Origin of the sequence: Bradyrhizobium iriomotense, from assembly GCF_018130765.1 — a bacterium.
Taxonomy (GTDB): Bacteria; Pseudomonadota; Alphaproteobacteria; order Rhizobiales; family Xanthobacteraceae; genus Bradyrhizobium; species Bradyrhizobium iriomotense_A.
Genome location: NZ_JAFCJZ010000001.1, coordinates 72,971 through 96,767, shown reverse-complemented (window position 1 = coordinate 96,767; position 23,797 = coordinate 72,971). Strand labels below are relative to the sequence as shown.

Annotated in this window: 21 protein-coding genes; 8 read left to right on the top strand and 13 right to left on the bottom strand. The window is 64.5% G+C overall.

Features of this window, described 5'->3' with window-relative positions; genetic code table 11:
* Positions 1–166: 166 nt before the first annotated feature.
* On the bottom strand, positions 167–1,036 hold the full coding sequence (locus JQ635_RS00445) for a VOC family protein (protein WP_349631828.1): 870 nt from the start codon (positions 1,034–1,036) through the stop codon (positions 167–169).
* Between the two features lie 803 nt (positions 1,037–1,839).
* Here JQ635_RS00445 and JQ635_RS00440 point away from each other — a divergent pair.
* Positions 1,840–4,086, top strand: coding sequence for a TOMM precursor leader peptide-binding protein (locus tag JQ635_RS00440; protein WP_211407925.1), 2,247 nt, complete (start codon positions 1,840–1,842; stop codon positions 4,084–4,086).
* Positions 4,087–4,180: 94 nt separating this feature from the next.
* Positions 4,181–5,557, top strand: a complete 1,377-nt coding sequence (locus JQ635_RS00435; RefSeq protein ID WP_211408458.1) for a SagB/ThcOx family dehydrogenase — start codon at positions 4,181–4,183, stop codon at positions 5,555–5,557.
* Positions 5,558–5,596: 39 nt separating this feature from the next.
* Here JQ635_RS00435 and JQ635_RS00430 read toward each other — a convergent pair whose 3' ends face one another.
* The 10 genes from JQ635_RS00430 to pncA form a co-directional block, all read right to left on the bottom strand.
* The gene (locus JQ635_RS00430; protein ID WP_211407924.1) at positions 5,597–6,457 is read right to left on the bottom strand and encodes an ABC transporter permease; all 861 of its coding nucleotides are present in this window, start codon (positions 6,455–6,457) and stop codon (positions 5,597–5,599) included.
* Positions 6,454–7,383: an ABC transporter permease gene (locus JQ635_RS00425; RefSeq protein WP_211407923.1), complete on the bottom strand. Its 930-nt coding sequence runs from the start codon at positions 7,381–7,383 to the stop codon at positions 6,454–6,456. Before JQ635_RS00425 ends, JQ635_RS00430 begins: the two co-directional genes overlap by 4 nt.
* Complete coding sequence (locus JQ635_RS00420; RefSeq protein WP_211407922.1) at positions 7,383–8,369, bottom strand: ABC transporter ATP-binding protein; 987 nt, start codon at positions 8,367–8,369, stop codon at positions 7,383–7,385. The genes JQ635_RS00425 and JQ635_RS00420 overlap by 1 nt, the downstream gene beginning before the upstream one ends.
* Positions 8,366–9,349: an ABC transporter ATP-binding protein gene (locus JQ635_RS00415; protein WP_211407921.1), complete on the bottom strand. Its 984-nt coding sequence runs from the start codon at positions 9,347–9,349 to the stop codon at positions 8,366–8,368. Before JQ635_RS00415 ends, JQ635_RS00420 begins: the two co-directional genes overlap by 4 nt.
* A gap of 2 nt (positions 9,350–9,351) precedes the next feature.
* Complete coding sequence (locus JQ635_RS00410; protein ID WP_211407920.1) at positions 9,352–10,989, bottom strand: ABC transporter substrate-binding protein; 1,638 nt, start codon at positions 10,987–10,989, stop codon at positions 9,352–9,354.
* A gap of 29 nt (positions 10,990–11,018) precedes the next feature.
* Complete coding sequence (locus tag JQ635_RS00405; protein WP_211407919.1) at positions 11,019–11,834, bottom strand: sugar phosphate isomerase/epimerase family protein; 816 nt, start codon at positions 11,832–11,834, stop codon at positions 11,019–11,021.
* A gap of 458 nt (positions 11,835–12,292) precedes the next feature.
* Positions 12,293–12,676 carry a GrlR family regulatory protein gene (locus tag JQ635_RS00400; protein WP_211407918.1) on the bottom strand — a complete coding sequence of 128 codons (384 nt, stop codon included), beginning with the start codon at positions 12,674–12,676 and terminating at the stop codon, positions 12,293–12,295.
* A gap of 37 nt (positions 12,677–12,713) precedes the next feature.
* Positions 12,714–14,747, bottom strand: coding sequence for an NAD(+) synthase (locus tag JQ635_RS00395; protein WP_211407917.1), 2,034 nt, complete (start codon positions 14,745–14,747; stop codon positions 12,714–12,716).
* Positions 14,748–14,865: 118 nt separating this feature from the next.
* Positions 14,866–15,981 (bottom strand): alpha/beta fold hydrolase, encoded by a 1,116-nt coding sequence (locus JQ635_RS00390; protein ID WP_211407916.1) that lies wholly within the window; start codon positions 15,979–15,981, stop codon positions 14,866–14,868.
* Between the two features lie 16 nt (positions 15,982–15,997).
* Positions 15,998–16,624, bottom strand: coding sequence for a bifunctional nicotinamidase/pyrazinamidase (gene pncA / locus JQ635_RS00385; RefSeq protein WP_246583217.1), 627 nt, complete (start codon positions 16,622–16,624; stop codon positions 15,998–16,000).
* A gap of 269 nt (positions 16,625–16,893) precedes the next feature.
* On the opposite strand from pncA, the gene glk reads away from it, so the two are divergent.
* From glk to JQ635_RS00370, 3 genes are all read left to right on the top strand, one after another.
* Positions 16,894–17,871, top strand: a complete 978-nt coding sequence (gene glk, locus JQ635_RS00380; RefSeq protein WP_211407914.1) for a glucokinase — start codon at positions 16,894–16,896, stop codon at positions 17,869–17,871.
* Positions 17,872–18,020: 149 nt separating this feature from the next.
* Positions 18,021–18,224, top strand: a complete 204-nt coding sequence (locus JQ635_RS00375; RefSeq protein WP_211407913.1) for a hypothetical protein — start codon at positions 18,021–18,023, stop codon at positions 18,222–18,224.
* Between the two features lie 144 nt (positions 18,225–18,368).
* The gene (locus tag JQ635_RS00370; RefSeq protein ID WP_211407912.1) at positions 18,369–18,524 is read left to right on the top strand and encodes a hypothetical protein; all 156 of its coding nucleotides are present in this window, start codon (positions 18,369–18,371) and stop codon (positions 18,522–18,524) included.
* 131 nt (positions 18,525–18,655) lie between these two features.
* On the opposite strand, the gene JQ635_RS00365 is transcribed toward JQ635_RS00370, so the two are convergent.
* Together JQ635_RS00365 and JQ635_RS00360 are read right to left on the bottom strand one after the other, a co-directional pair.
* Positions 18,656–19,033 (bottom strand): response regulator, encoded by a 378-nt coding sequence (locus tag JQ635_RS00365; protein WP_211407911.1) that lies wholly within the window; start codon positions 19,031–19,033, stop codon positions 18,656–18,658.
* Positions 19,034–19,145: 112 nt separating this feature from the next.
* Positions 19,146–19,967: a Spy/CpxP family protein refolding chaperone gene (locus JQ635_RS00360; RefSeq protein WP_211407910.1), complete on the bottom strand. Its 822-nt coding sequence runs from the start codon at positions 19,965–19,967 to the stop codon at positions 19,146–19,148.
* Between the two features lie 505 nt (positions 19,968–20,472).
* Here JQ635_RS00360 and JQ635_RS00355 point away from each other — a divergent pair.
* From JQ635_RS00355 to JQ635_RS00345, 3 genes are all read left to right on the top strand, one after another.
* A complete protein-coding gene (locus tag JQ635_RS00355) occupies positions 20,473–21,813 on the top strand; it encodes an ABC transporter substrate-binding protein (protein ID WP_211407909.1) in 1,341 nt (446 codons plus the stop codon).
* A gap of 129 nt (positions 21,814–21,942) precedes the next feature.
* Positions 21,943–22,881, top strand: coding sequence for a carbohydrate ABC transporter permease (locus JQ635_RS00350; protein ID WP_211407908.1), 939 nt, complete (start codon positions 21,943–21,945; stop codon positions 22,879–22,881).
* Positions 22,881–23,792: a carbohydrate ABC transporter permease gene (locus tag JQ635_RS00345; RefSeq protein ID WP_211407907.1), complete on the top strand. Its 912-nt coding sequence runs from the start codon at positions 22,881–22,883 to the stop codon at positions 23,790–23,792. Before JQ635_RS00350 ends, JQ635_RS00345 begins: the two co-directional genes overlap by 1 nt.
* Positions 23,793–23,797: the final 5 nt, after the last annotated feature.

Genomic DNA, 23,797 nt, shown 5'->3' with positions numbered 1-23,797 from the left:
GGAAAATGTGGAGCCGCCTCAGGCCTTTCCGGCCGGATACCGCACGGGGCGATCAGGCGCAACGGGAACTTGCCCCTGACACCCCCCGATTGGCCCCCGCGCAGGCCTCCCCTGCTCCCGGCGCGGACCATTGCAAGGTCGCGACAGCGCCGGACAGACGCTGTAGCTAGCGCTTCGGCTTGGGCAGCATAATTCTCCCTTGGGAAGCAATGCCACCCCATTTGGCGGACCAGCCGATTTCCGAAGCCGAGGATGGCTCAATGCTTGTCGGACCTCGGGCACCCTGCAGTGCAAACAAGGCGCCTTGGGGATCGACACATCGTGCGATCCAGCAGCCATCAGGCAATTCGATCGGCCCCTGGAGGATCCGGCCTCCGCCAGCATTCACATGTTTCGTGGCAGCACCGATGTCGTCGACATTGAAGTAATGCAGCCAGCTCGGCTGCGCTACGCTCGGAAGTTTCGTGAGCATGCCGCCGACCGTCTGCCCACCCGCCGAAAACAATTGATACCAGGCCGCTGGTTCGCTTTGAGCATCGGCCTTCTGCCAACCGAATAGTTCTCTGTAGAAATCGAAGACCACGGTCCGGTCGGCAGCCAGTAACTCATGCCAGCCTACACGCCCCGGCTCGTCCAGCCGGCCCGGTTTCCGTCGGCCATAGGTCGGTTCTTTGATCAGCCCGAACGTCGCCTCTTGCGGATCGGTAACGACTGCTATGCGGCCAATATTGGTGTCGGTCGGCGGCACAAGGATCGTACCTCCAAGACCCCTGATCTGCGCGGCGGTCGCGTCCAGGTCGTCGACGGCGACGTATCCCATCCACCGCGGCGTCGCCCCCAATCTCCGCCCCTCTTCCGGGATCTCCATAAGTCCGCCCAGCGGAGCGCCGCCGCTACGAACCACCGTATAAGGCAGTTCAGGGGTCGATTCATCCTTCACGCCCCAGCCGACGGCCTTGCGGTAAAAAGCGCCCGCCGCCGCGACATCCGTGGTCAGGAGTTCATACCAAGCGAAACGCCCTGATCGATCTGCCACGCCGATCTCTCCATTCGAGATTCGATACGCTTGCGGCACTGCACCAAGCTGCACGCACCACAGCGTGGATCATTGATGTGTTGTGTCAACTGGCAGTGCCGATGCCGTTCATGAAGATGAATACATCCCGAACGTGCAGCGCCACGCTTTTGTGCGCGAAGTTGTTGCTCGCGTTATATCCTGGGCGTAGGCTTACCGCGGCTGGGATGCTTCCTGCAATGCTCGGAGGTTCGACCATGCGGCAGGCGAAGAAGACTTCCAATGGGAAGAAGCGCGTAACAAAGGTCGCCGTGCCGGCGTTCGGAGCCGCAGGGTTGACGTTCTCGCTGGCGGGAGGCGCATCGGCGTCCGCAGTGCCGACGCCCGACGTACAACAATTGCCCCACTTTGGAACGGGTCAGGCCATCACGCTCGACGAAGAGGAAATGGCTGACGTCAGCCTGGCCACCTTCCATCTCTTCGACAAGGAAAACGCCGGTAGCCGCGTGCAGCTGGCATGGCGCGGATGCGGCGGTTGCCGCGGCTGCAGAGGCTGTCGGGCTTGCCGTGGTTGCCGATGTGGCGTCGGTTGCCGCTGTGCGGGTTGTGCCGTCGGCTGTGGGGTTGGTGTGGTGGGATGCGCCGTATCATGCGCGGGTTGTTGCGCATCGTGGGGTCGTTGCCGCTGGTGCTAGGCCCCGGCGCGTTCCGAATGTCAAATTCACGGGTTGATAGGTCATTGGCCGGCCTGAAGAGAGGGGCCGGCCAATTGCTTGATTTCGCTACGACGCCTGCATCGGCAACAGGATCAGCGTGCTGCCCCAATGACTGCAACTCGCAAGACCCGCGCTGCGCGGCAGACCCGCAAAGACATTCTCCGATTTGCACCGAACTTCACCGCGTACGTAGTGCCTCCCGATGCGGTCTGCCTTTATTCTGAGGACCGCAAGTTCTTCCTGCATGGCGAGCTCTATTGTGCCCTGGCCACCGCGATCGGAAAACAGGGCAAGACTTGGCCGGAGCTCATTGGCCAGCTTTCGAAGCACTTTCCGGCCGACAAGATCGAGGAAGCGATCAGGCGGCTCCTCGATCGCCGATATGTCGTTGCGCGGAGCCCGAAAGCATTCGACGACGCCGTCGGCGGTTTCCTGGCGAGCCTCGGCATGCCCCTGGAGATCGCCGAACAAAATCTTCGCAATTGCCCCGTCCAGATTGAGACGATTGACGTCAAAGGCGCCAAGGAGCTGACCGCGGCGTTGAGCAAGCTCGGTGTTCAAATCGCCAAGCGAGCGCCGAAGTTCACGATCACGCTGGCGAACGACTATCTCGACCGGCGACTTGCCGAACTGAACCGGGAACGCGTGGCTGGCAAGACGCCCTGGTTGCTGGTACAGCCATCCGGCGCGTTTCCGCTGGTCGGGCCCGTGTTCAAACCGGGCGATGGCGCCTGCTGGACCTGCCTGTTCGATCGCATGATCCGCAACCGGGAGATCAAGGGGTTTCTTGACCGGGGACCGGCGCGTGCGGTGGCCATATCGCCGCTGGTCAGAGAAAGCGTCGGCCAGGCAGGAATCCATTTTGCGGCCGTCGAGATCGCCAAGGCAATTGCATCGGATTTTCGCACCGATTTGTGCGATCACATCGCAAGCTTCGACCTGACCGGCGCCGCCATCGCCAAGCACTACGTGACGCGACGTCCACAATGTCCGACCTGCGGCAGCAGGAAGCTGAACAACCCGCGCCGATCTCCGGCCCCGATCGAGATTGCCGAGGGCAAGAGGCTCGTCATGACCAGCGGTGGATATCGCACGGTGACGTCGCGCTCGACAGTGTCGCGCTTTCGCAAGCATGTGAGCCCACTGACAGGGGTGGTGACCAGGCTCGAACGAATCGACGTCGATCTGCCGATGAACACCAACTACTTCGCCCAGCATAATTTCTCCGCGCCGGCCCACAGCATCGACCAGCTCAGGTCCGGATTGAGCGGCGGCAGTTTTGGCAAGGGCTCGACCGCCGAGCAGGGCGAAGCCAGCGCGCTGATGGAATCGATCGAACGCTATTCGGGCATTTTCCAGGGCGATGAGATCAGGACGACGCGTCGATTTGCCGATTTCGCGCCTGGCGACGCGCTTCTTCCCAACGATATCCAGCTCTTCAGCGAAACGCAGTTCAAGACCAGGTTTCTCCAGCAACCGGACGATCCCCATCCGGTTCCCGAGCCGTTCGATCCCTCGACGAGGACCGAGTGGTCGCCGGTCTCATCGTTGCGCGACAAACGCTTCAAATATCTGCCGACGGGCCTCCTGTACTTCTTCTATGGCGGCTTTCATACGGATTCCAACGGCTGCGCGGCCGGCAACACCCGCGACGAAGCGATCGTCCAGGGCTTCCTCGAACTGATCGAACGCGATGCCTATGCGATCTGGTGGTACAACCGGGTGCAGCGCGCCGAGGTCGACCTCGAACAGTTCGACGATTTCTATGTCCGGGATCTCCGGACTCAGTTTGCAGAAGCCGGTCGCAAGCTGTGGGTGCTCGATATCACCGCCGATCTCGGCATTCCGACTTACGTGGCGATCATGCACTGGATGCAGGATGGACACGAGAATATCGAGTTCGGTTCCGGCGCGCATTTCGACCGCCGCATAGCCCTGCTGCGCTCCCTCACCGAGCTGACCCAATTCATGTCCGTCAGCATGATGGGCGGTGCGAGCGGCGAGAAGCCGACCCTCGACGGTGTTACACCGCTGCGCCTGGAAGACTACCCGTTCCTGACACCGAGCGATCGCCCGATCGTCCCCCCGGCGCCGAGCCTCGAGCTTCACGACAATACGCGTGACCAGGCCCTCGCCTGCGTCGAGATCGCCGCCCGTGCGGGCTTCGACCTCCTCGTCCTCGACCAGACGCGTCCCGACGTCGAGGTTCCGGTCGTCAGAGTGCTCGTTCCCGGCTTGCGTCATTTTTATCGCCGCTTCGCGCCGGGCCGCCTTTACGATGTGCCGGTGAAGCTCGGATTGTTGGACCGGCCGCGACTGGAAAGCGATCTGACTTCATTCCTTCCACACACCTGAAGGCCTGCTCTTCGTGCGCGCTCCCCGGAAAAAGCCGACCAGGAAGATCGCGCCGGACATTGCTGCCCGATTGAGCCATCGCTTCTCCCTCCAGATGCAGCCGGACGGAAACATCGCCGCCTCCCTGGGCGACTATTCCGTCAACCTCGGGCAATTCAGCGAGGCTGCGATGGACCGTGCGCGACATCTGAGCGCCGGTCTTCCGCTCGCTTCGTTTGCAGGCAAGAGCATCCTCGCCAGGGAAATCGATGCACTGGTGCATCGCTTGGCCCGGCAGGGGCTTCTGGAATACCGACTCTCCTCCTCGCGTGACGAGCGGGACCTCGTGGTCATCGAGCCTCAAGTCCCCGACTACTGGCCGCGACGCGCGCGGCTGGGCAGCCGTGATACCGTTGTGTTGTCGCGCTTTGCCTATCTGCGCCGGCGCGGCAACGAGATGGTGCTGGAATCGCCGCGCGCCGGCGCGCTGTTCCGGATTGGCGATCCCGCCATCGCCGCCACCCTTGCTGCGCTGTCGCAGCCTCGGAAGATCGGCAAGCTCAACCAGAAGATAGCTTCCTCCACCCTCCATCTGCTCGAACTGTTGCTGGACAGCCAGATCCTGCTCAAGCTCGATGCGAAGGACGGACAAGGCCTGCGGGTGAACGAAGGCGACGGCAACCTCGTACTCTGGGATTTCCACGATCTGGTGTTTCACACGCGGAGCACGGAGGGTCGGCAAGCCAATCCGGTCGGCGCCGCCTTCACCTATGCCGGCGTCGTTCCGCCGTCGCCGGCGGTGCGTCCGCCCTGGGCCGGCAGCAAGATTGACCTGCGCAAATTCTCCTCCCCGGAGCCGAACTCCCGCTTCCCGAAGCTGTTGCGCGAACGCCATTCAACACGGGATTTCGACGACAAGAATCCGGTCACGCTCGGCGAACTCGCGCAGTTTCTCGACACCGCCGCGCGCGTCGTGTCCGAATGGAAGAGCGAGCCGTATTTCGAGGGCGGTTCCGACGTCACCTACAGCACAAGGCCCTATCCGTCGGCGGGCAGCGCGTACGAGCTGGAGTTGTACCTTACCGTCGCGAACTGCGACGGGCTTGCGCGCGGACTCTACCACTACGATGCAGGGAGCCACGCGCTAGTCGCGATCAGCGCCTCCCCCCAACAACTCCAGGCGCATTTGGCGGCTGCCCAGTTCGCCATGGACGCGCCGGGTCAGCCACAAATCCTCATCACGATCGCGGCCCGTTTTGGGCGGGTCTCCTGGAAATACAGCTCAATCGCATATTCGTTGATCCTGAAGGATGTCGGCAGCCTGATTCAGACGCTTTACCTGGCGGCGACCGATATGGGGCTCGGCGGCTGCGCCATTGGCAGCACCAACATCGATCTGTTCGCGAAAATGACGGAGTTGGAATTCCATATCGAGGGCCCGGTCGGTCAATTCGCGCTCGGGCGCGGCAGGACGCCGGAGGTCCAAGGCTAGAAGCGGCGGCAAATCGGCTCACGGCTCCAGCCCGTCGCGCTATTGCAGCGTCGGATCCAGCCGGTCGCGCAGCCAGTCGCCGATGACCGAGACCGCCAGCGTGGTCACGACGATGGTGGTCGCCGGCGCCAGCATGATCCAGGGCGCCCGGGTCAAATATTCGCGGCCGTAGCCGACCATGTTGCCGAGGCTGGTCATCGGCGGCTGCACGCCGAGGCCGAGGAAGGACAGGCCAGATTCCATCAGGATCACCTCCGGGAACACCAGCGTGGTCGAGACGATCAGGGTGGAGGCGATGTTGGGCAGGATGTGCCGGAGGTAGATCCGCGACGGCGTTGCCCCCAACTGGCGGACCGCGGCGGCATAGCCTTGCGCATTGGCGGAGATGGCAAGGCCCCGGGCGATGCGGGCATAGCGCTCCCAGCCGAACAGGCCCATCAGGCCGATCAGCAGCGGCAGCGAATTGCCGAAGAAGGCGAGCACCGCCAGCGCCATGATCAGGAACGGCATGCTGGCCTGGAAGTCGGTCAGCATCAGCACGAGCTGCTCGACGGCCCCGCGGAAATGCGCGGCGAGGAAGCCGAGCGTGGTGCCGACGATGGCGGAGATCGCGGTCGCACCGAAAGCGATCAGCAGCGAGATGCGGATCGAGACGAGCAGCCGCGACAGCACGTCGCGGCCGAGCTCGTCCGTGCCGAGCCAGTGCGCGACATTGCCGGGCGCAGCGAGACGGTTGCGCAGGTCGAGCTGGGTGAAGCCGTAAGGCGCGACCTTCTCGGCAAACGCTGCGATCAGGAGCATCGCGACGATCCAAATGATCGCGAGCGTGACCGAGACCGGGATCGCCGGCAGGCTGATGCGGCGGCGGACGCCTGTATCCTTCAACGTGGCGTCGGTCATGCGTGGGCTCCTTTCGCGCGCAGCCGCGGATCGAGGAAGCCGTAGAGGAAGTCGACGATCAAATTGGACGTCACCATGGTCATCGCCACCAGCAGCAGGATGCATTGCACGACGGCGAGATCGCGGTTGGCGACGGCGACCACCAGGAGGCGCCCTACTCCCGGCCAGGCAAACACGCTCTCGACCACGACCGCGCCCGCGATCAGCGTGCCCACCATGAAGCCGAGAATGGTGACGGTCGGGATCGCCGCATTCGGCAGCGCATGCGAGGTCACCACCATGCGCCACGGCACGCCTTTGGCGGATGCGGTGCGGATATAGGGCTGGCCCAGCACCTCCAGCATCGCACTGCGGGTGAAGCGCGCCAGCACCGCGGCGCCGCCGAGGCTGAGCGTGGTGATCGGCAGAATGGCGTGGCGCCAGCTGTCCTGTCCGCCCGAGGGCAGCCAGCCGAGCTGCACGGCGAAGACGAGAACCAGGATCAGCGCCAGCACGAAGCTCGGGACGGTGAAGCCTGCGACCGCCGTCATCATCACGGCGCGGTCGATCGCCGAGCCGCGATGCAGAGCGGCGTAGATGCCGGCGGGAACGCCGAGCGCGACCTTGAAGAAGAACGCCGGCAGCGTCAGCGCCAGCGTGGCCGGGATGCGCTCCAGCACCAGCTCGATCGCGGGCCGGCCGTCGCGCATGGAGCGGCCGAGCTCGCCCTTGGCGATGGCGCTGAAGTAGTCGAGATACTGAAACCAGATGGGATCATCGAGCCCCCAGGCCTTGCGGAAGGCGGCGATCACCTCCGGCGGCGCCTCAGGTCCCAGGATCATCAGCGCGGGATCGCCGGAGAGACGCAGCACGACGAAGGCGAAGGTCACGACGAGGACGATCGTCAGCGCTGCGCGTCCGATGCGGATGGCGAAATAGCGTCCCATCACGCCGCGTCCCGCGTTTGGGCGCCCGTGACGAGGTGGCAGGCAACCTGCCTGTCGCCGCCGACCGCCGAGAGCGCCGGCACCTCGCTCGCACAGCGCGCAGTCGCCCGCGGGCAGCGCGGATGGAAGGCGCAGCCTTGCGGCCGTGCGGCCGGGTTCGGCGGATCGCCCGCCAGCACGATGCGGCCTGCACTGCGGCGACCCGGCGCGGGGGATGCCGAGACCAGCGCCTGCGTATACGGATGCTCCGGCCGCGCAAACAGATCGTCGGCGCTGCCGATCTCGACGATGCGGCCGAGATACATCACGGCGACGACGTTGCTGATCTGCCGGACGACGCGCAAATCGTGGCTGATGAACAGCAGCGTCAGCCCAAGCTGCGCCTGGAGATCGCAAAGCAGGTTCACCACCTGCGCCTGGATCGAGACGTCGAGCGCACTAACCGGCTCGTCGCAGACCAGGAAATCCGGCTTCGTCGCCAGCGCCCGCGCCAGCACGATGCGTTGGCGCTGTCCGCCCGAGAGCGCGCCCGGATAGCGCGCGCCATGGGCCGGCGTCAGCTCGACGGCGCGTAGCAACTCGCGGACACGCTCCTCGCGCTCGGCGGGCGTGCCGTGGCCGTGAATGTCGAGCGGCTCGCGGATCTGCGTCGCGACCGGCAGGCGCCGGTCCAGCGCCCCCAGCGGGTCCTGGAAGATCATCTGCATGCGTGCCCGCTGCGCGCGCCACGCGGCCGTTCCCGGCGCGGCCATCGGCTTGGCGTCGAACCGCACCGCGCCGCTGTCGGGCGGCTCGAGGCCGAGCACGATGCGGCCGGTGGTCGACTTGCCCGAACCGGACTCGCCGACGAGGCCCAGCGTTTCGCCCTTGGCAATCGTCAGCGATACGCCGTCGACAGCGTGCACGGCCGTAGCGCGGCCGAACATTCCGGAGCGCATGCTGTAGCTGCGGGAGATCGTAGAGACCTCGACGAGCGGCGCGCTCATTCGGCGGCAATCCCGAGCAGTGCGCGGCGCGAGGCCTCGGCGCGGATGCAGGCAACCGTGCGATCGTCGCTGATGAGCGCCAGGCTCGGCGCGGCAAGGCCGCACGGCTCGGCCGCCAGCGCGCAGCGCGGCGCGAAGGCGCAGCCGCCGGGCATGTGCGCGGGATCAGGCACGGTACCGGGAATGGCGGTGAGACGGCGGCGCGGTCCGTCGAGCGGTGGCAGCGCACCGATCAGCCCCTGCGCGTAAGGGTGGACGGGATCGGCGAAGAGCTGGTTGCTGGGCGCCTGCTCGACGATGCGGCCGGCATACATCACCGCGACGCGGTCGCAGTTCTCGGCAACGACGCCGAGATCGTGGCTGATCAGCACCATCGCCATGCTCATCTCGCGGCGGATGGTGGAGAGCAACTCCAAAATCTGCGCCTGAATGGTGGCATCGAGTGCGGTGGTCGGCTCGTCCGCGATCAGGAGGTCCGGATTTCCCGCGAGCGCCATCGCGATCATGATGCGCTGGACCTGGCCGCCGGAGAATTCGTGCGGATAGGCCTGGAGCCGCCGGCCTGCGTCGGGAATGCCGACGAGGTCGAGCAGCCGCTTCGCTTCGGCCTTCACCGCCTCGCCCTGGAGATCGCGATGCAGCGCCAGCGCTTCACAGAGCTGTCTGCGGATGGTCAGCACCGGGTTGAGCGCGCTCGCGGGATCCTGGAAGATCATGGCGATCCGCCCGCCCCTGACGCGGTCGAGCTCGGCGGCCGGCGCGCCAAGGAGTTCGCGCCCGTCGAGCCGGACCGAGCCCGAGACCTTCGCATGCCGCGGCAGCAGGCCGAGTGCGGCAAGCCACGTCACCGACTTGCCGGAGCCGGACTCGCCGACGAGGCCAACGGCCTCGCCCTTGCCAAGAGCGAGGTCGACACCGCGCAGGACCGGCGCGCCGCCAAAGGCGACGCTCAGGCCTGCGATGCTGACCAGAGGCGACACCTTCAGGCCTCGAAATTGCCGGCGCGGAAATCCATCGCGAAGGCGGGCGAGGCCTTCCACTTGATCGATTTCGGCTTGGCCGTGAAGGTCGCGTTCTGGTGCAGCACCGTATAGGCGGGGTCCTCGCGCTCGGCGATCTCCAGCATGCGGCGGAACGCCTTCTTGCGGGCGGCGCGGTCGGTCGAGGTCTCCAGGAATTCCGAGAGCGTGTTCAGCTCGGCGTTGGTCCATTCGCCGATCTGCTGCTGCTGGCCGTTCGGCCCGTGCTGGGCGACCAGCGAGGAGACCGGGTCGTTGAAGGCGGCCGAGTTCGACCAGTCGCGCACGGCGCGCGTGGGCGCGCGCTCCATGATCTGCGACCAGTTCTCCTTGGTCTCGATCTGGACGTTGAGGCCGACCGACTTCCACATCTCGACCAGGATCTGCGCGGTCGCGACCTGGTTGGTGTAGTAGTTGTTGAGCAGGCGGTACGGAATCGGGTCGCCCTTGTAATTGGCCTGCTTGAGCAGATCCTGCGCGAGCTTCGGATCGTAAGCCGGCACGCTCCAGTCGGCGTTGAACATATCGCCGTAGAACTCCCACTGCAGGCCCTTCGGCACGCGGGTGCGGCCGGCCCACAGGCTGTCGACGATGGCCTGGCGGTCGATCGCGTGGGTGAACGCGCGCCGCACCAGCGGATTGGCGAGCTGAGCGTGGTTCTTGTCGAACACGGTCAAGCGGTGATTGAGGATGGTGCCGCCCTGGACTTCGAACGCCGCGTTCTTCTCGATGCCGGCGATCTGGTCCGGCGGGATGTCGCAGGCGAACTGGTATTCGCCCGAGAGCAGGCCGTTGATGCGGCTTGCAACTTCAGGGACTTCGAGGAAGCGGATGCGCTTGAGCGGCGGACGGCCGCCCCAATATTCGTCATGCGCTTCCAGGGTCAGCGATACGTCGGGCTTGAGCTCGACGACCTTGTACGGACCCGTGGTAACAGGCTTGCGCGCCCAGTCGAGATAGCTGGCGGATTCTTCCCAGGCGCGGCGGTTCATGATGTCGGAGCCGTAGCGCGACAGCCGGCCTTCGATGGTGACGTCGGGCGTCGCGTTGTAGAAGCGCACGGTGTACTTGTCGACGGCATCGACGCGCACGAGATCCGGCCAGATGCGGCGGGCGACGGCGGGCACGTCCGGCGGCAGCTCCTTGCCCGGCCGCGGCGTCGGGATCTTCTCGAAGGCCTGGATGGTGGAGCGGCTCTTGGCCTCGGTCTCGCCGAACATGCGCTGGCGGCTGAAGGTGAAGACGACGTCCTCTGCCGTCAGTTCGTCGCCATTGTGGAATTTGACGCCCTGGCGCAGCTTCACCTCGACGGTCTGGTCGTCGATGCGGCGCCATTCGGTGGCGAGCCCCGGCACGGCCTCGAGGCTGCCGCGCCAGTTCTTGGAGATCAGGCCTTCCCAGATCGAGGAGAAGAACACGCGCTCGCCGACATTGGACTGCTCGCGCAGCACGTCGAGCACGTTCGAATTGGTGACCTTCTGCACGGCGATCGTCACCGACGGACGGTTGTCGGCCTGACCGATCGCAAAGCGCGGCAGGAGAAGCGTGCTCGCGGCAGCGCCGCCGGATTTCAGGATGGTGCGACGGGTGAGTTTGCTCATGGCTTAAGCCCTGCCCTCTGCGATGTCGGTTATTCGGCGAGACCGAGCGCGGCTAGATGCGCTGCGCCCTTGCGGACGTCGTCGTGGTTGCGGAGCTCGAGGATCAGTCGCGGGTTCGAGGTCAGCCGTCCCAGCGCGCGGAACACGGCGACCCAGCGGATGTTGCCTTCGCCCGGCGCCCAGTGCCGGTCGGCAAAACCGTCGGTGTCCTGGAGATGCACATGCGCGAGCATGTCGCCAGCGGTCTCGACGTAATAGTCGACCGGCGGCGCGCCGGTGGAGATGTGGGCGTAGTTGGCGTGACCGGTATCGAGGGAGACGCGGACCTTGCTGCTTTCGAGCGCCTTGGCGAGGCGCACGCGGTCGCGCGGATCCTTGTCCTCGATGTTCTCGATGACGATCTCGCAGCCGATCGTCTCGGCGCGCGCGATGACTTCGGCGAGCGTCGCCTTGACGCGCTCGACGATATTGCCGCGGTTATCGGGATAGAGGTCGAGATTGTTGTGGTCCCAGGTCGTGAACGGTGAATGGATCACCATCTGCGTCGCGCCGAGGAACTCGGCAGCCTCCAGCCCCTGCAGCAGGCGCTTGGTCACGGCCTGGCGGATCATCGGATCGTGGCTGTCGATCTTGAAGCCCCAGAACGGCCCGTGAATGCCGAGCCGGCCGGTGTGGCCCGCGAGCATCTGCTTGATCTCACCGGCCAGGCTGCGCCAGTCGCCGTCGAGCAGATCGGCGCGGAAGAAATCCTGGATCTCGAGATCGCGCTGCCGTTCGAGGAGCCAGTCGCGATGCGCGGGGATCGATTTGATGGACAATGCGGCGCCCAACACCGGCTTCGACATGGCTAGCTCCTTTGATCGTCTGCGATGACGGGAGCAGCGCTAGACCAGTTCAATGACAGGCCGGTGAAACCAAGGTTGCGCAGCGTCGGGCAGATGTGGACATCCTGCGCATCGCCAGCATCAATCTTGTGCAGCAGCGCTGCCGTCGATGCAGGCACGTGCAGTTTGCCGCAGAAGCAAGCTGAATCGTGTCCGTAGTGCTCCGGAATGGAATCCTATTTCGATCTCGCGTACATCGCGCGACATCGATCGGCGGCCACTTCCAGGGGCATCACCCTCTGATCGCGCACCAAGGGGTTGGGGGACCACATGGGGCGGGGGATCGAAGGCTGGGGCAAGGTGACGAGGTCCGGACTCCTAGGCACTCCGGACCTCGGAACTTTCCATCAGCGCGGGCGATTCAGCCTGTTGTCACCACATTGACTTGCCGCGCAGCGGCTCCTGATGGAGCCGTCAGCTCACATCGCATCCTTCAGCGTCAGCCGTGCCGTGAACGTCACGCTGATCTTGCCGACCAGCGCCATTCCCTCGACCTCGGCGCCGCCGGGGAAATAGTCGCCGGAAAAGCCGCAGGTGACCTCCCTGCCCCCGAACACCAGCGTCCGGCCGACCGCTTCCGTGTGCTGGTTGACGATCATGTCACCGCGCCACTTCCCGTTCCGGAACGTGTAGCTGCCGGTGTAGTAGAAATAGCTGTCGCCACCCATGATGCGGCCATCGCAGAGCACGACCACGCCTCTCGCCTGTCCGCGCTTGCCCTCACGCATTTCGATGTCGAAGATGTAGAGGCCGTTGACGACGCTGGCCTGCTCACCCGCTTCCGAGCCTTTCCCGGCCGACATCAGATCGTCTCCCCGCAATATCGATCCGCCGCGCCAATCAGGTCGGCACGTTCCGCTCGAGATCCTCGAGCCAGGCCGCGGCGCTCGAATCCGACGGCGCGCGCCAGTCGCCGCGCGGCGACAATGAGCCGCCGGCCGACACCTTCGGACCGTTCGGCATGGCCGAGCGCTTGAACTGGCTGAAGGCGAAGAAGCGGCGCAGGAACACCTCGAGCCAGCGGCGGATCTCCGGCAGATCGTAGGCCTTGCGCTTGTCGCTCGGGAACGCCGGCGGCCATTCGCCCTTGGCCACATCCTTCCACGCCTGCAGTGCCATGAAGGCGATCTTAGAGGGCCGCATGCCGAAGCGGAGCGTATAGAACAGGTTGAAATCCTGCAGCTCGTAAGGGCCGACCGAGGCTTCCGTGCTCTGCGGCTTCTCGCCGGGCTGCACGGGCACCAGCTCAGGCGAGATTTCCGCGGCAAGGATCGAGCCCAAGGTCCGGTTCACGTCGCCGCTGAACTGCTTCGAGGCGATCACCCAGCGGATCAGATGCTGGATCAGCGTCTTCGGCACGCCGGCGTTGACGTTGTAATGCGCCATCTGGTCGCCGACGCCATAGGTGCACCAGCCGAGCGCGAGCTCGGAGAGATCGCCGGTTCCGATGACGATGCCGCCGTGATGATTGGCGAGGCGGAACAAATAATCTGTGCGCAGGCCCGCCTGCACGTTCTCGAAGGTGACGTCGTAGACCTTCTCGCCCTTGCCGAAGGGATGGCCGATGTCCTTCAGCATCTGCGTGGCCGTGGTGCGGATGTCGAGCTCCTGACCCGTCGTCTGCAACGCCTTCATCAGCGCCAGCGCATTGGTCTTGCTCTCGCTGCCGGTGGCAAAGCCGGGCATGGTGTAGGCAAGGATGTTCTCACGCGGCAGACCGAGCAGATCGACCGCCTTGGCGGCGACGATCAACGCGTGGGTGGAATCAAGCCCGCCCGACACGCCGATCACGACGCGCTTGGTGCCGGTCGCGCGCATGCGCTGCACGAGGCCGGCGACCTGGATGTTGTAGGCCTCGTAGCAATCCTGCTCGAGCAGGCTCTCATCGCTCGGCACGAACGGAAAGCGCTCGATCTTGCGCAGGAAGCCGATATCGGCTGCCGGCGGCTTCAACGCAAACGTCACCTTGCGGAAGAACGCCTCGCGCTGTCGGCGGTTGTCGTCGAACGTGCCCATCAATGCACGTTCCTGCCTGAGCAGGTCGAGGTCGACGTCGGCCGTTGTGATCTGCCCGCCCTGGCGGAACCGCTCGCCTTCGGCCAGCAGCACGCCGTTCTCGTAGATCGAGGTTTGGCCATCCCAGGCCAGATCCGTGGTCGATTCCCCTGCCCCGGCGGCGGAATAGACGTAGGCCGCAAGACAGCGCGCGGAGGTCGACTGGCACAGCAGCGCACGCGCGCGCGCCCGGCCGATCGTGATCGGGCTGCCCGAGAGATTGATCAGCACGCTGGCCCCCGCCAGCGCGAGCTCCGAGGCCGGCGTCACCGGGATCCACATGTCCTCGCAGATCTCGACGCCGATGGTCAGGCCTGGGACGTCCTCGGCCGCGAACAGCAGGTCGACGCCGAATGGCGCGTGCAGACCGCCAAAGGCAATGGTCTCGCCGGCGATTCCGGCGCCGGAGGCGAAATGACGTCCCTCGTAGAACTCGCGGTAGGTCGGCAGGTAAGATTTCGGCACGACGCCAAGGACGTTGCCGCGATGGATGACGACGGCGCAATTGTAGATGCGATGACCAAAGCGCAACGGCGCGCCGACGATCAGCACGGTCATCAGCGCGGCGGAGGCCTCGACGATGGTGGCGAGCCCGCGCTCGACCGCATCGAGCAGCGGGTCCTGCTTGACCAGATCTTCGATCGCATAGCCGGACAGGCACAGCTCGGGAAACACGGCCACCGCCACCGACTGCTCGTGGCAGGCATTGGCCGCCGCCAGGATCGCCTTCGCGTTGGCCGCGGGATCGGCCACATGGGAGGTGGTCACGCAGGCTGCCACGCGCGCGAATCCGTGGCTGTAGATCGAGTGGAAAGTCATCCAGGACCCTTAAATCTCTTCGCGGCCGGCCGCAGCCGTCAGCTGAGGACATATGTAGCCCATCGATCCAGCCTCGTGCAGGCCATCCGCCATCATGCATAACGGATTTGCGCGTCGGTCAGGCACGCCGGGCAAGGACGCCCGGCAGATCGGCCTGCAGCCACTCGGCGATCCGGGGCCAGGCGTGCGCGTGGGTCCGCGCGCCCATGAACAGGCCGAGATGATTGCTCGGTTCGGAGGCCGCCGCAATGAAGGCGGGCGGCGTGCCGACGAGGCCGGCGGTGGCGAGCGCCTGCGTCGCCGGCACCACCTCGTCATCGAGCCCGGCCAGCAGGAAGATCGGCGCCTTGACGTCCTTGAGACGAACCTTTCGGCCGAGCGCGACGAAGTCGCCGCCGGCAATCCGGTTCTCCCGGAAAATCCAGTTGACGATCTCCAGATAATAGGTGCCGGGCAGATCGAGGGGCTCCACATTCCATTGGTCGAAGCGCGCGAGCAGTGCCGCGCCTTCCTTGTCCGAGAGCTCCCTCTGCAAGGCGGCTGCGATATCCTCGCGACTTGGCGTCCTCGACCAGAATCGCAGCATCTCCTCGCCGCTGACATTGCCGCCGCCACGCGCGACGAGCTGGTCGTAGACCATCCCGGGCGCGTTGCGGGCGAGCCGCGACATCGCCGAGTCGATCGACAGGTCGACCGGCGCGCCCGCCAGCACCAGGCGCCGCACCTTGGCGGGAAAGCGGGCCGCATAGAGCAGCGACAGCCAGCCGCCCTGGCACAGACCGACGAGGTCGACCGGCGCGCCGATCTCGTCGATGGCGACGTTGAGATCGGACAGGTAGCTGTCGATCGAGAGATAGCGCATATCTGATGTCGCCGACCGCCAGTCGGTGAGATAGACCCGGTCGATGCCGCCTCTTTGCAGCGACTGCACCACGCTGTGCCCGGGCGCGAAGTCGGCGATCAGTGCCCGATGCAATGCATAGGGCGCGCAGACCAGCGCCGGCTGGCCGGACCGGTCCGTCGTGCATTCGCGCAGGCGCATGGTTGCAAGCTCCAGCGCCACCGTGCTCGGCGTCGTCCATGGCAGGCTGCTGTCGGCCGGCTCGGCCGGCCCGCGCTCCATCCACCAGAAACAGGCATCCATGGCGAGGCGCGCCGCCGCAAACGGCCACAGCAGCGGGTCCTCTTGGACGTGATCCGGTCCGCCCGGCTGTTTGCCTGTCTTCTGCGCCACGTCTATCTCGCACTCCTCACAGGAACGCCTCGAAACTGATGACGGAAATGCCGAGCTCGCCAAAACTTCGATGCGCCGCAGCCATGGAGCCGTCGAGGTCGATGCCGCGGCAGGCGTCCTCGATGACTGCGACTTCGAACCCCGCCTTGCGGGCATCCTCCGCCGAAAAGCGGACACAGAAGTCCAGCGCTAATCCCGCAACGAAGACGGTCTTCAGCTCGCGCTCGCGCAGATAGCCGAGCAGGCCCGTCGGCGTCCTGTGGTCGTTCTCGAACAGCGCCGAATAGGAATCGATGCCGCGGCGAAAGCCCTTGCGCACCACCAGGTTCGCCCTTGTGACGTCCAACTCCTTGTGGAATTCGGCGCCGGCCGTGCCCTGCACGCAATGCGGCGGCCACAGCACCTGGGAGCCATAGTTCAGCTCGATGGTCTGGAACGGCTGCTTGCCCACATGGTTCGGCGCGAAGGAGACATGATCAGCCGGATGCCAGTCCTGGGTCAGCACCACGTTGGCGAATTTTTGGGCGATGCGATTGATGGCGGGCACGACTTTCTCGCCGCCGGGCACGGCCAGCGCCCCGCCGGTGCAGAAGTCGTTCTGGACGTCGATCACCAGCAGCACGTCGCGGGCGGCAATCTTCATCGCAAGGCTCCACTCGATCCGCCCGGCGCCAGGCGCCGAACGCTCCATGCAGTGTCGATCTTCCCGCGCAGCTTCGCAACCACCGGCAGCGTGTGGCTGTACCGCGCTGGTGGCCAAAGAGCCTTCAAGGATGCAACGGTTTGGCCCCGTCCGTGTTGACTAGGCACAATCAAGCGAGGATTCTCGGGCCGTCCGCGCAGTTGCGGATCGGATCAGGAACGGAGGCAGGGGTTCCCGAGGGCCGGCAAGGCCGCGGCAGCCACAGAGCCATGGGTATCGGCAGGACAGGACAAATTCTTCTCGCCGATATCGGCGGCACCAATGCGCGCTTTGCGCTGAGCCAGCGCTATGGCGATCAGACCGGGCCGATCGACTACGTGAAGGTCGCCGACTTCCCGACCGTCCGGGAAGCCATTGCCGATGTGCTGTCACGCAGATCTGGCGGCGACCCGCCTAGGCGCGCCGTGCTGGCCGTGGCAGGCCCCGTCACCAACAACCGCTGCGTCATGACCAACAGCCCCTGGGTCATCGACGGCAACGAGCTGCAGCCGGTGCTCGGTTTCGACAGCGTCCACGTGCTCAACGATTTCGAGGTTGTGGCCTGGTCCCTGCCCGCCTTGCAGCCGGCCGATCTGATTCCGCTCGGCGGACAAGATGGCTTGCCCGGAGAACCGCTGCTGGTGGTCGGGCCTGGAACTGGCTTTGGCGTCTCCTGTCTGGTCGAGCGCCACGGAGCGCGCCTGGCCGTCGTCACCGAAGCCGGCCATGCGACGCTGCCGGCCGAGAACGAGCGCGAGGAACGCGTGATCGCGTGCTTGCGGCGACGCCTCGGCCATGTCTCGATCGAGCGCGGCGCGCTGTCCGGCTCGGGCTTGCAAAGCCTCTACGAAGCGCTGGCGGAAGTCGACGGCGCCCAGGTGCCGCAACGCGATGCCGCTGCCATCACCAAGGCGGCCCTGGACGGCAGTTGCGCGCACAGCCGCGGGACCCTGGAGATGTTTTGCGCCACCCTCGGCTCGGTCGCCGGCAATCTCGCGGTGACCTTCGGCGCCCGTGGCGGCGTCTATATCGCCGGCGGGATTGTGCCGCGCTTTCCCGAGTTCCTGGCCGCCTCGGCCTTCCGCGCCCGCTTCGAAGCCAAGGGACGCTTCCAGGATTACTTGCGCAACATTCCGACCCGGCTGGTCACCAGGCCCGATGCGAGCTTCCTCGGCTTGAAGATGTTTGCCGACCACAATCCGGATTGAAGCACAGCCGGCAGAGGCCGTCCGGTCCGTTAACTAATTCACAGCTGATTGCACCGAAAGCGGGGTTCCACGCAGGATCGTGCTTGCCCGATTGTTTCCCATGGGAAACAATCCACCAAGTGTGTGGCGTTAGTTGCGGGGGGCGTGACATGCGTAAGCAGGACGTTGGATTCGACTATCACCGCTATCACCGCCTGCTGACCGAGGCGGACGACGAGGACAAGCGGCTCGCCCTGATCGAGATCCTGATCGAGGAGAAGGCACGAGACCGGCTGGCCGCCCAGCGCGCCTCGGATCGCGCCGCCATGACCGCCCATACCATCGCCACCGTGTTGAGGAACGGCCGCAGCTGAGACTTGCGATCCCGGGACGGCACGCGCGCTGGTACCTGCCGGTTGCGATTCCGTTAAGGATCCCTCGCAAGCTCACGTCAAACTTTTTGCTCTAAGAGTTCCCTCACCTGATGCAATTCAGGATCAACAAAGGGGGGAATGAACATGAGCATGATTTCGCTCGCCGCGATGCCGGCCGCCGTCGAAACGCGTTTCGCCAACTCTTCGTTCAAGACCATCTTGCTGTTCTGCTGCACGGGCCTGGTTGCCTCGTTCGGCCTGATGGCGCGCGGCATCGATCTCGGCGCCGGTCTGATCTGAGACCGCGAGGAATTCCTTCACGAAATGGCCGCCCCCACGGGCGGCCATTTTCGTTGGTAATCCCGGCGCGGCGCCTTCGCCGTCGCCAGCGCGGCGTCTTCGCCGTCGTCCGGCGCGGCACTTGCCGTCGCTCAGCGCGGTGCCTCCGCTGTAGCTTCCGGAAACATCGAATCGATCATGCCCTTGAGCTGATCGATCGAAATCGGCTTGCGCAAGATAGGCCTGCGGCGAAGCAAGGACGGCAGCAATTCCGGCCCGTAGCCGGTGGCGAACAGGAACGGCTTGCCGCGGCGCTCGATCAGATCGGCGACGGGATCGACGTAGAGACCCTTGAGATTGATGTCGAGGATGGCGAAATCGTATTGCGCAGTCATCGCAAAGGCGCTCGCGTCCCGGACATTGTCCGCTTCCGCGACGACGCGGTGGCCGAGCTCAACCACCATGTCGGCCATCATCATCCGGATCAACGCCTCGTCTTCGACCAGGAAAACGGAGAGTCCGTCCGCCATATCAACCCCGCAGTCAGCCTCGCGAAGCTAATCATAACCGAATTGCGGAGAGGATTCACGAATTCGTGGCGAGCGCCGTTAATTCAGGCGCCCGCGATCCGATTCAACTTGATCAATCCAGTCCGCGCTCGTGGCTGAGGCGCACCATCTCCTGGATGAAGACCTGCTTCTGCTTGTCGTCGAGACTCGAATAGAGCGGCTCGGCGGCGTCGGCGACGTTGCGTTGATCCGCGGCCCGGTCGATCAGGAATTGCGCCTCGTTGCGCATCTGCTCGATGATGTCGTCGGGCGGATCGCGCTTGGCGCGTGCAACCCGTAGGTTGAGCCGCTCCGCACCATTGTGCCCCAGGTAGTGCATGGCGCTCGAGAAGCCGTACCAGTGCTTCTCCTGGTCGGGCGTGAGGTTCAGCTCGGTCTTGATCCGCTCGATATAGGAATCGCTGTTGGCCACGATCTGCTCGGCTGTCTGTTGCGGCGCGCCGGGCTGGGTGAGGACGGTCACGTCCTTGTCTTTGTTGTCCTGCGGCGCGCTCGGCGCGTTCTTGGCTTCCTTGCTTGCCTTGGCGCCCTTGCCCGCCTTGGCATTCTTGGCATCCTTGTCCTTGCCGGCGCCTTGCTGCTGCTTGGCGTCCTTGCCCGCATCCTTGCTGGCATCCTTATTGGCATCCTTGGCGGCCGGCGCCTGACCGGCGTTGTTATTGTTGCCGACGCCGAGCACGCCGGTGAACACCCCGACCACGCCGCCGATCGCGCCACCAAGCACGCCGCCGACCGGGCCGGCCGCCTTGTTCCCGGCAGCCGCCCCCTCCTGGACGCCTTTGACCAATCCTTGTGCGTTCGCGACTGCGGCGACACCGAGCAGCAACGCGAGCACTGACCCCAGCGCGAGCGATCGTCGCAAGTAATGTCGCGCTGGCGGCGCCGGGTGGATCATTCTCGTCTCCATCGTCGAACTGATTGGCCTCTGTCGGGGTGGGAGCACCCCGCTGGTTGCAACTGTATCGTTTTCGCCGCTTCGAGGTCCAGACGCAGCCGATTGCTGTCCACGCCCGAAAAGTGTTTCGCGCGAAGCGGTTATGCAGGCTTATTCGGAACTGCGGCGTAATTGCGCACGGATCGTTCCCGAGCAGCCGACGCGATGTGTGCGTCGCAAAAACGAGGGAGCGCGATTCACCTGCGGCGCGCGATGGCAGAGGCACTGCCGCGCATTCAGGCACAACGTTAGTTCTAGACGAGGCGCCTTCGGCTTTCTCGACAGACGCGATCAATCATGATCTGATCGCGCTACCAATTTGCCGCGCAGCGCACGAGCTGGATCGACGCTGACGGCACTCGCAAGCAACGACCAACAAGAAACGCCAACAAGAAAATCAAAAGCAAAACTCGGAAGAGTTCAGAGGAAACACCAGAACAATAAAACACCCAAGCGAGGAAACGAGATGTCACGCAAGACACTGACGCGACGTCAATTTGTGGCTGCCACTGCAATGTCCTCCGCGGCGCTGATCACGGCGCCCTATGTCCGGGGCGCTTATGCTGCCGGCAAGATATCGATCGGCTTCTGGGACCACTGGGTGCCGAATGCCAACGACGCCTCCACCGCCATGGTCAAAGCATGGGGCGAAAAGGAGAAGGTCGAAGTCTCGATCGACTACATCACCAGCAACAACAACAAGATCCAGCTCACGGTCGCGGCCGAGGCCCAGGCCAAATCCGGCCATGATATCCTGCAGATGCCGACCTGGTGGCCGCATGCCTATTCCGAAAATCTCGAGCCGCTCAATGACGTCATGGAGCCGCTCATCAAGCAGAACGGCGACGTCAACGGCACCGTCAAATATCTCGGTCAGTCGGGCGGCAAATGGCTCGCTGTACCCGCTACGCCGGGCAGCCAGATCAAGGGGCCCTGCACCCGTATCGATCTGATGAAGAAGCTCGCCGGCATCGACGTCCAGGAAATGTATCCGGTCGGGGGGCCGCCAAAAGCCGACAACTGGACCCTGGACACGTTCCTGAAGGCGGCCGAGGCCTGCCAGAAGGGCGGCTTCCCCTTCGGTATCGGCCTCGGCGAAACGACCGACAGCGTCGACACCGCGGGCGCAATCTTCCAGTCGTTCGGGGCGGAGCTCGTCAACGCCAAGGGCGAGGTGACGGTGAAGACCGACGCGGTTCGCCAAGCGCTCGAATACTACAAGAAGCTGATTGCCTTCCTGCCGCCGGACGCGCCGTCCTGGGATGACGCCTCGAACAACAAATGGCTGATCTCGGGCCGTGGCGCGATGATCCTGAACCCGCCGAGCGCCTGGGCCGTCGCCAAGCGCGACGCACCTCAGGTCGCCGAGCAATGCTGGACCCACGGCTTCCCCGCCGGGCCGAAGGGCCGCTTCGCGCCCTACCTTCCCTACTTCTGGGGTCTCTGGAGCTTCAGCAAGAACAAGGAAGCCGCCAAGAGCCTCCTCACCTACCTGTCACAGCCGTCGTCGATCGAAAAGTTTGTCGCGGCAAGCGGCGGTTACGATCTGCCCGCCTATGCCAACATGACGACGCTGAAGACCTGGCAGGAAGAAGGGCCGCCGAAAGGCACGCTCTATCACTATCCGAACCCGTATAACCATCAGACGCTGTCGATCGCAGCGTCTCCGGCGCCGCCCAAGATCGCACAGCAGATCTACTTCCAGGCGACGTTGACCAAGATGGCACTGCGCCATGCGCAGGGCGAAAAGATGGAGGCCACGCTCGCCTGGGCCGAGGGCGAGTGCGAAGGCTTCATGCGGAGTTGATGCCGGGTGTGTGCCAGGCGGTTCACGCTCGACGCGTGAGCCGCCGCGCATCGCGTGCCGCCGCCAATCGCAGGAAGCCGACCGATCGGGCCGGCTTCGCCAATCGACAATTTCCGAGAAAGCTACGCCATGGCCGATGTCGTCGTTGAGCAAGGTCAAGCAGTCCGTGCGGCGCGCGCGCGCAAGCCGACCAGCCTCCGCAATGTCCTGGGACGAAAATCCACGGTCGCGTTCTTCCTGACGCTGCCGCTGATCCTGCTGATAGCGCTGCTCGTACTCTATCCCGCCGTCTACTCCGTCCACCTCGCGACGCTGAACAAGTCGATGCAGAAGTTCGTCGGCTTCGGCAACTTCCTGTTCCTGTTCAAGCGCGACACGTTCTGGATGGTGGTGAAGCAGTCCTGCATCTTTGCCGTCACGGCCGTGTTCTTCAAGGCGCTGATCGGATTCATCGTCGCCCATTTCGTGCACAACATTCCGGCCAAAGGGCAGCGCAAGTGGCGCGGCATGCTGCTGGTGCCCTGGGTCATCCCGCCCGCGATGAGCACGCTGGCCTGGCTGTGGCTGTTCGACCCGTCCTACAGTGCCTTCAACTACACGCTTTCATTCTTTGGCATCGGCCCCATCAACTGGCTCGGCGACAATGTGTGGGCCCGCTTTTCCGTCATCCTCGTCAACATCTGGTACGGTGCGCCGTTCTTCATGATCATGTATCTCGCCGCGCTGAAGTCGGTACCGGACCAGCTCTACGAGGCCGCAGCGATCGACGGCGCCAATTGGTGGCAGAAGATCTGGTACGTCACGCTGCCGATGATGCGCAACATTATCGCGATCACGGCGCTTTTCTCGCTGATCGTGACGTTCGCCAATTTCGACATCGTGCGCATCCTCACCTCGGGTGGCCCGCTGGACCAGACGCATATCTTCGCGACATGGGCCTTCAAGGTCGGCATCGAGGGCAGCGACATTCCGCTCGGCGCCAGCGTCTCGCTGTTCATGGTGCCGATCCTCGCCGTCGCAGCGATCTTCATCCTGCGCGATGTCTCAAAACGCGGGAACGAAGCCTGATGAGCACGCTTGCAATCGACAAGGCCGGACCGTCGCGCAAGGTCAAGTATGGCAGCATGAGCCGGGACCGCGCCTGGGCGCTGCGCTGGTCCTATTTCTTCCTGGTGCTGTTCGCGATCTTCTTCCTGACGCCGCCGATCTACATGCTGATCACCTCGCTCAAGAGCAGCGCGGAAATCTCGGCGGCAACTAACCCGTGGTGGGTGTTCCACCCGACGCTGTCGAACTATGTCGAACTCCTGACCTCGAACCAGTTCCTGCGCTTCTTCTGGAATTCGTCGATCGTGTCGCTGGCGGTCGTCCTCGTGACCATGCTGATCAGCGTTCCCGCGGCATTTGCACTGGCGCGCATGAAGTTCTGGGGCTCGGCGACACTGGCGACGGGCGTCTTCCTCACCTACCTCATTCCGGACAGCCTGTTGTTCATCCCGTTGTTCAAGATGCTGGCAATGGTCCAGGAGCTTACCGGCATCACGCTGCTGAACCGATGGTACGTGCTGCTGTTCATCTATCCGACGCTGACTGTGCCGTTCTGCACCTGGATCATGATCGGCTATTTTGCCTCGATCCCGAAGGAGCTCGATGAAGCCGCGCTCATCGACGGCGCCTCCTGGCTCCAGACCCTGACCCGGATATTCATCCCGGTCGCGCTGCCCGGGCTGATCGCCGCGACCATCTTCGCGTTCACGGTGTCCTGGGCGCAGTTCCTCTATCCCCTAGTGTTCACGACGTCGGTCGACCAGCTCGTGCTGCCGGTCGGCATCACTACCACCCTGATCAAGGGCGACGTGTTCAACTGGGGACAGATCATGACCGGCGCGCTGCTCGGCGCCGCGCCGCCGCTGATCATCTACGCATTCCTGATGGACTACTACATTGCCGGCCTGACCGCCGGTGCGACAAAGGGTTGATGACT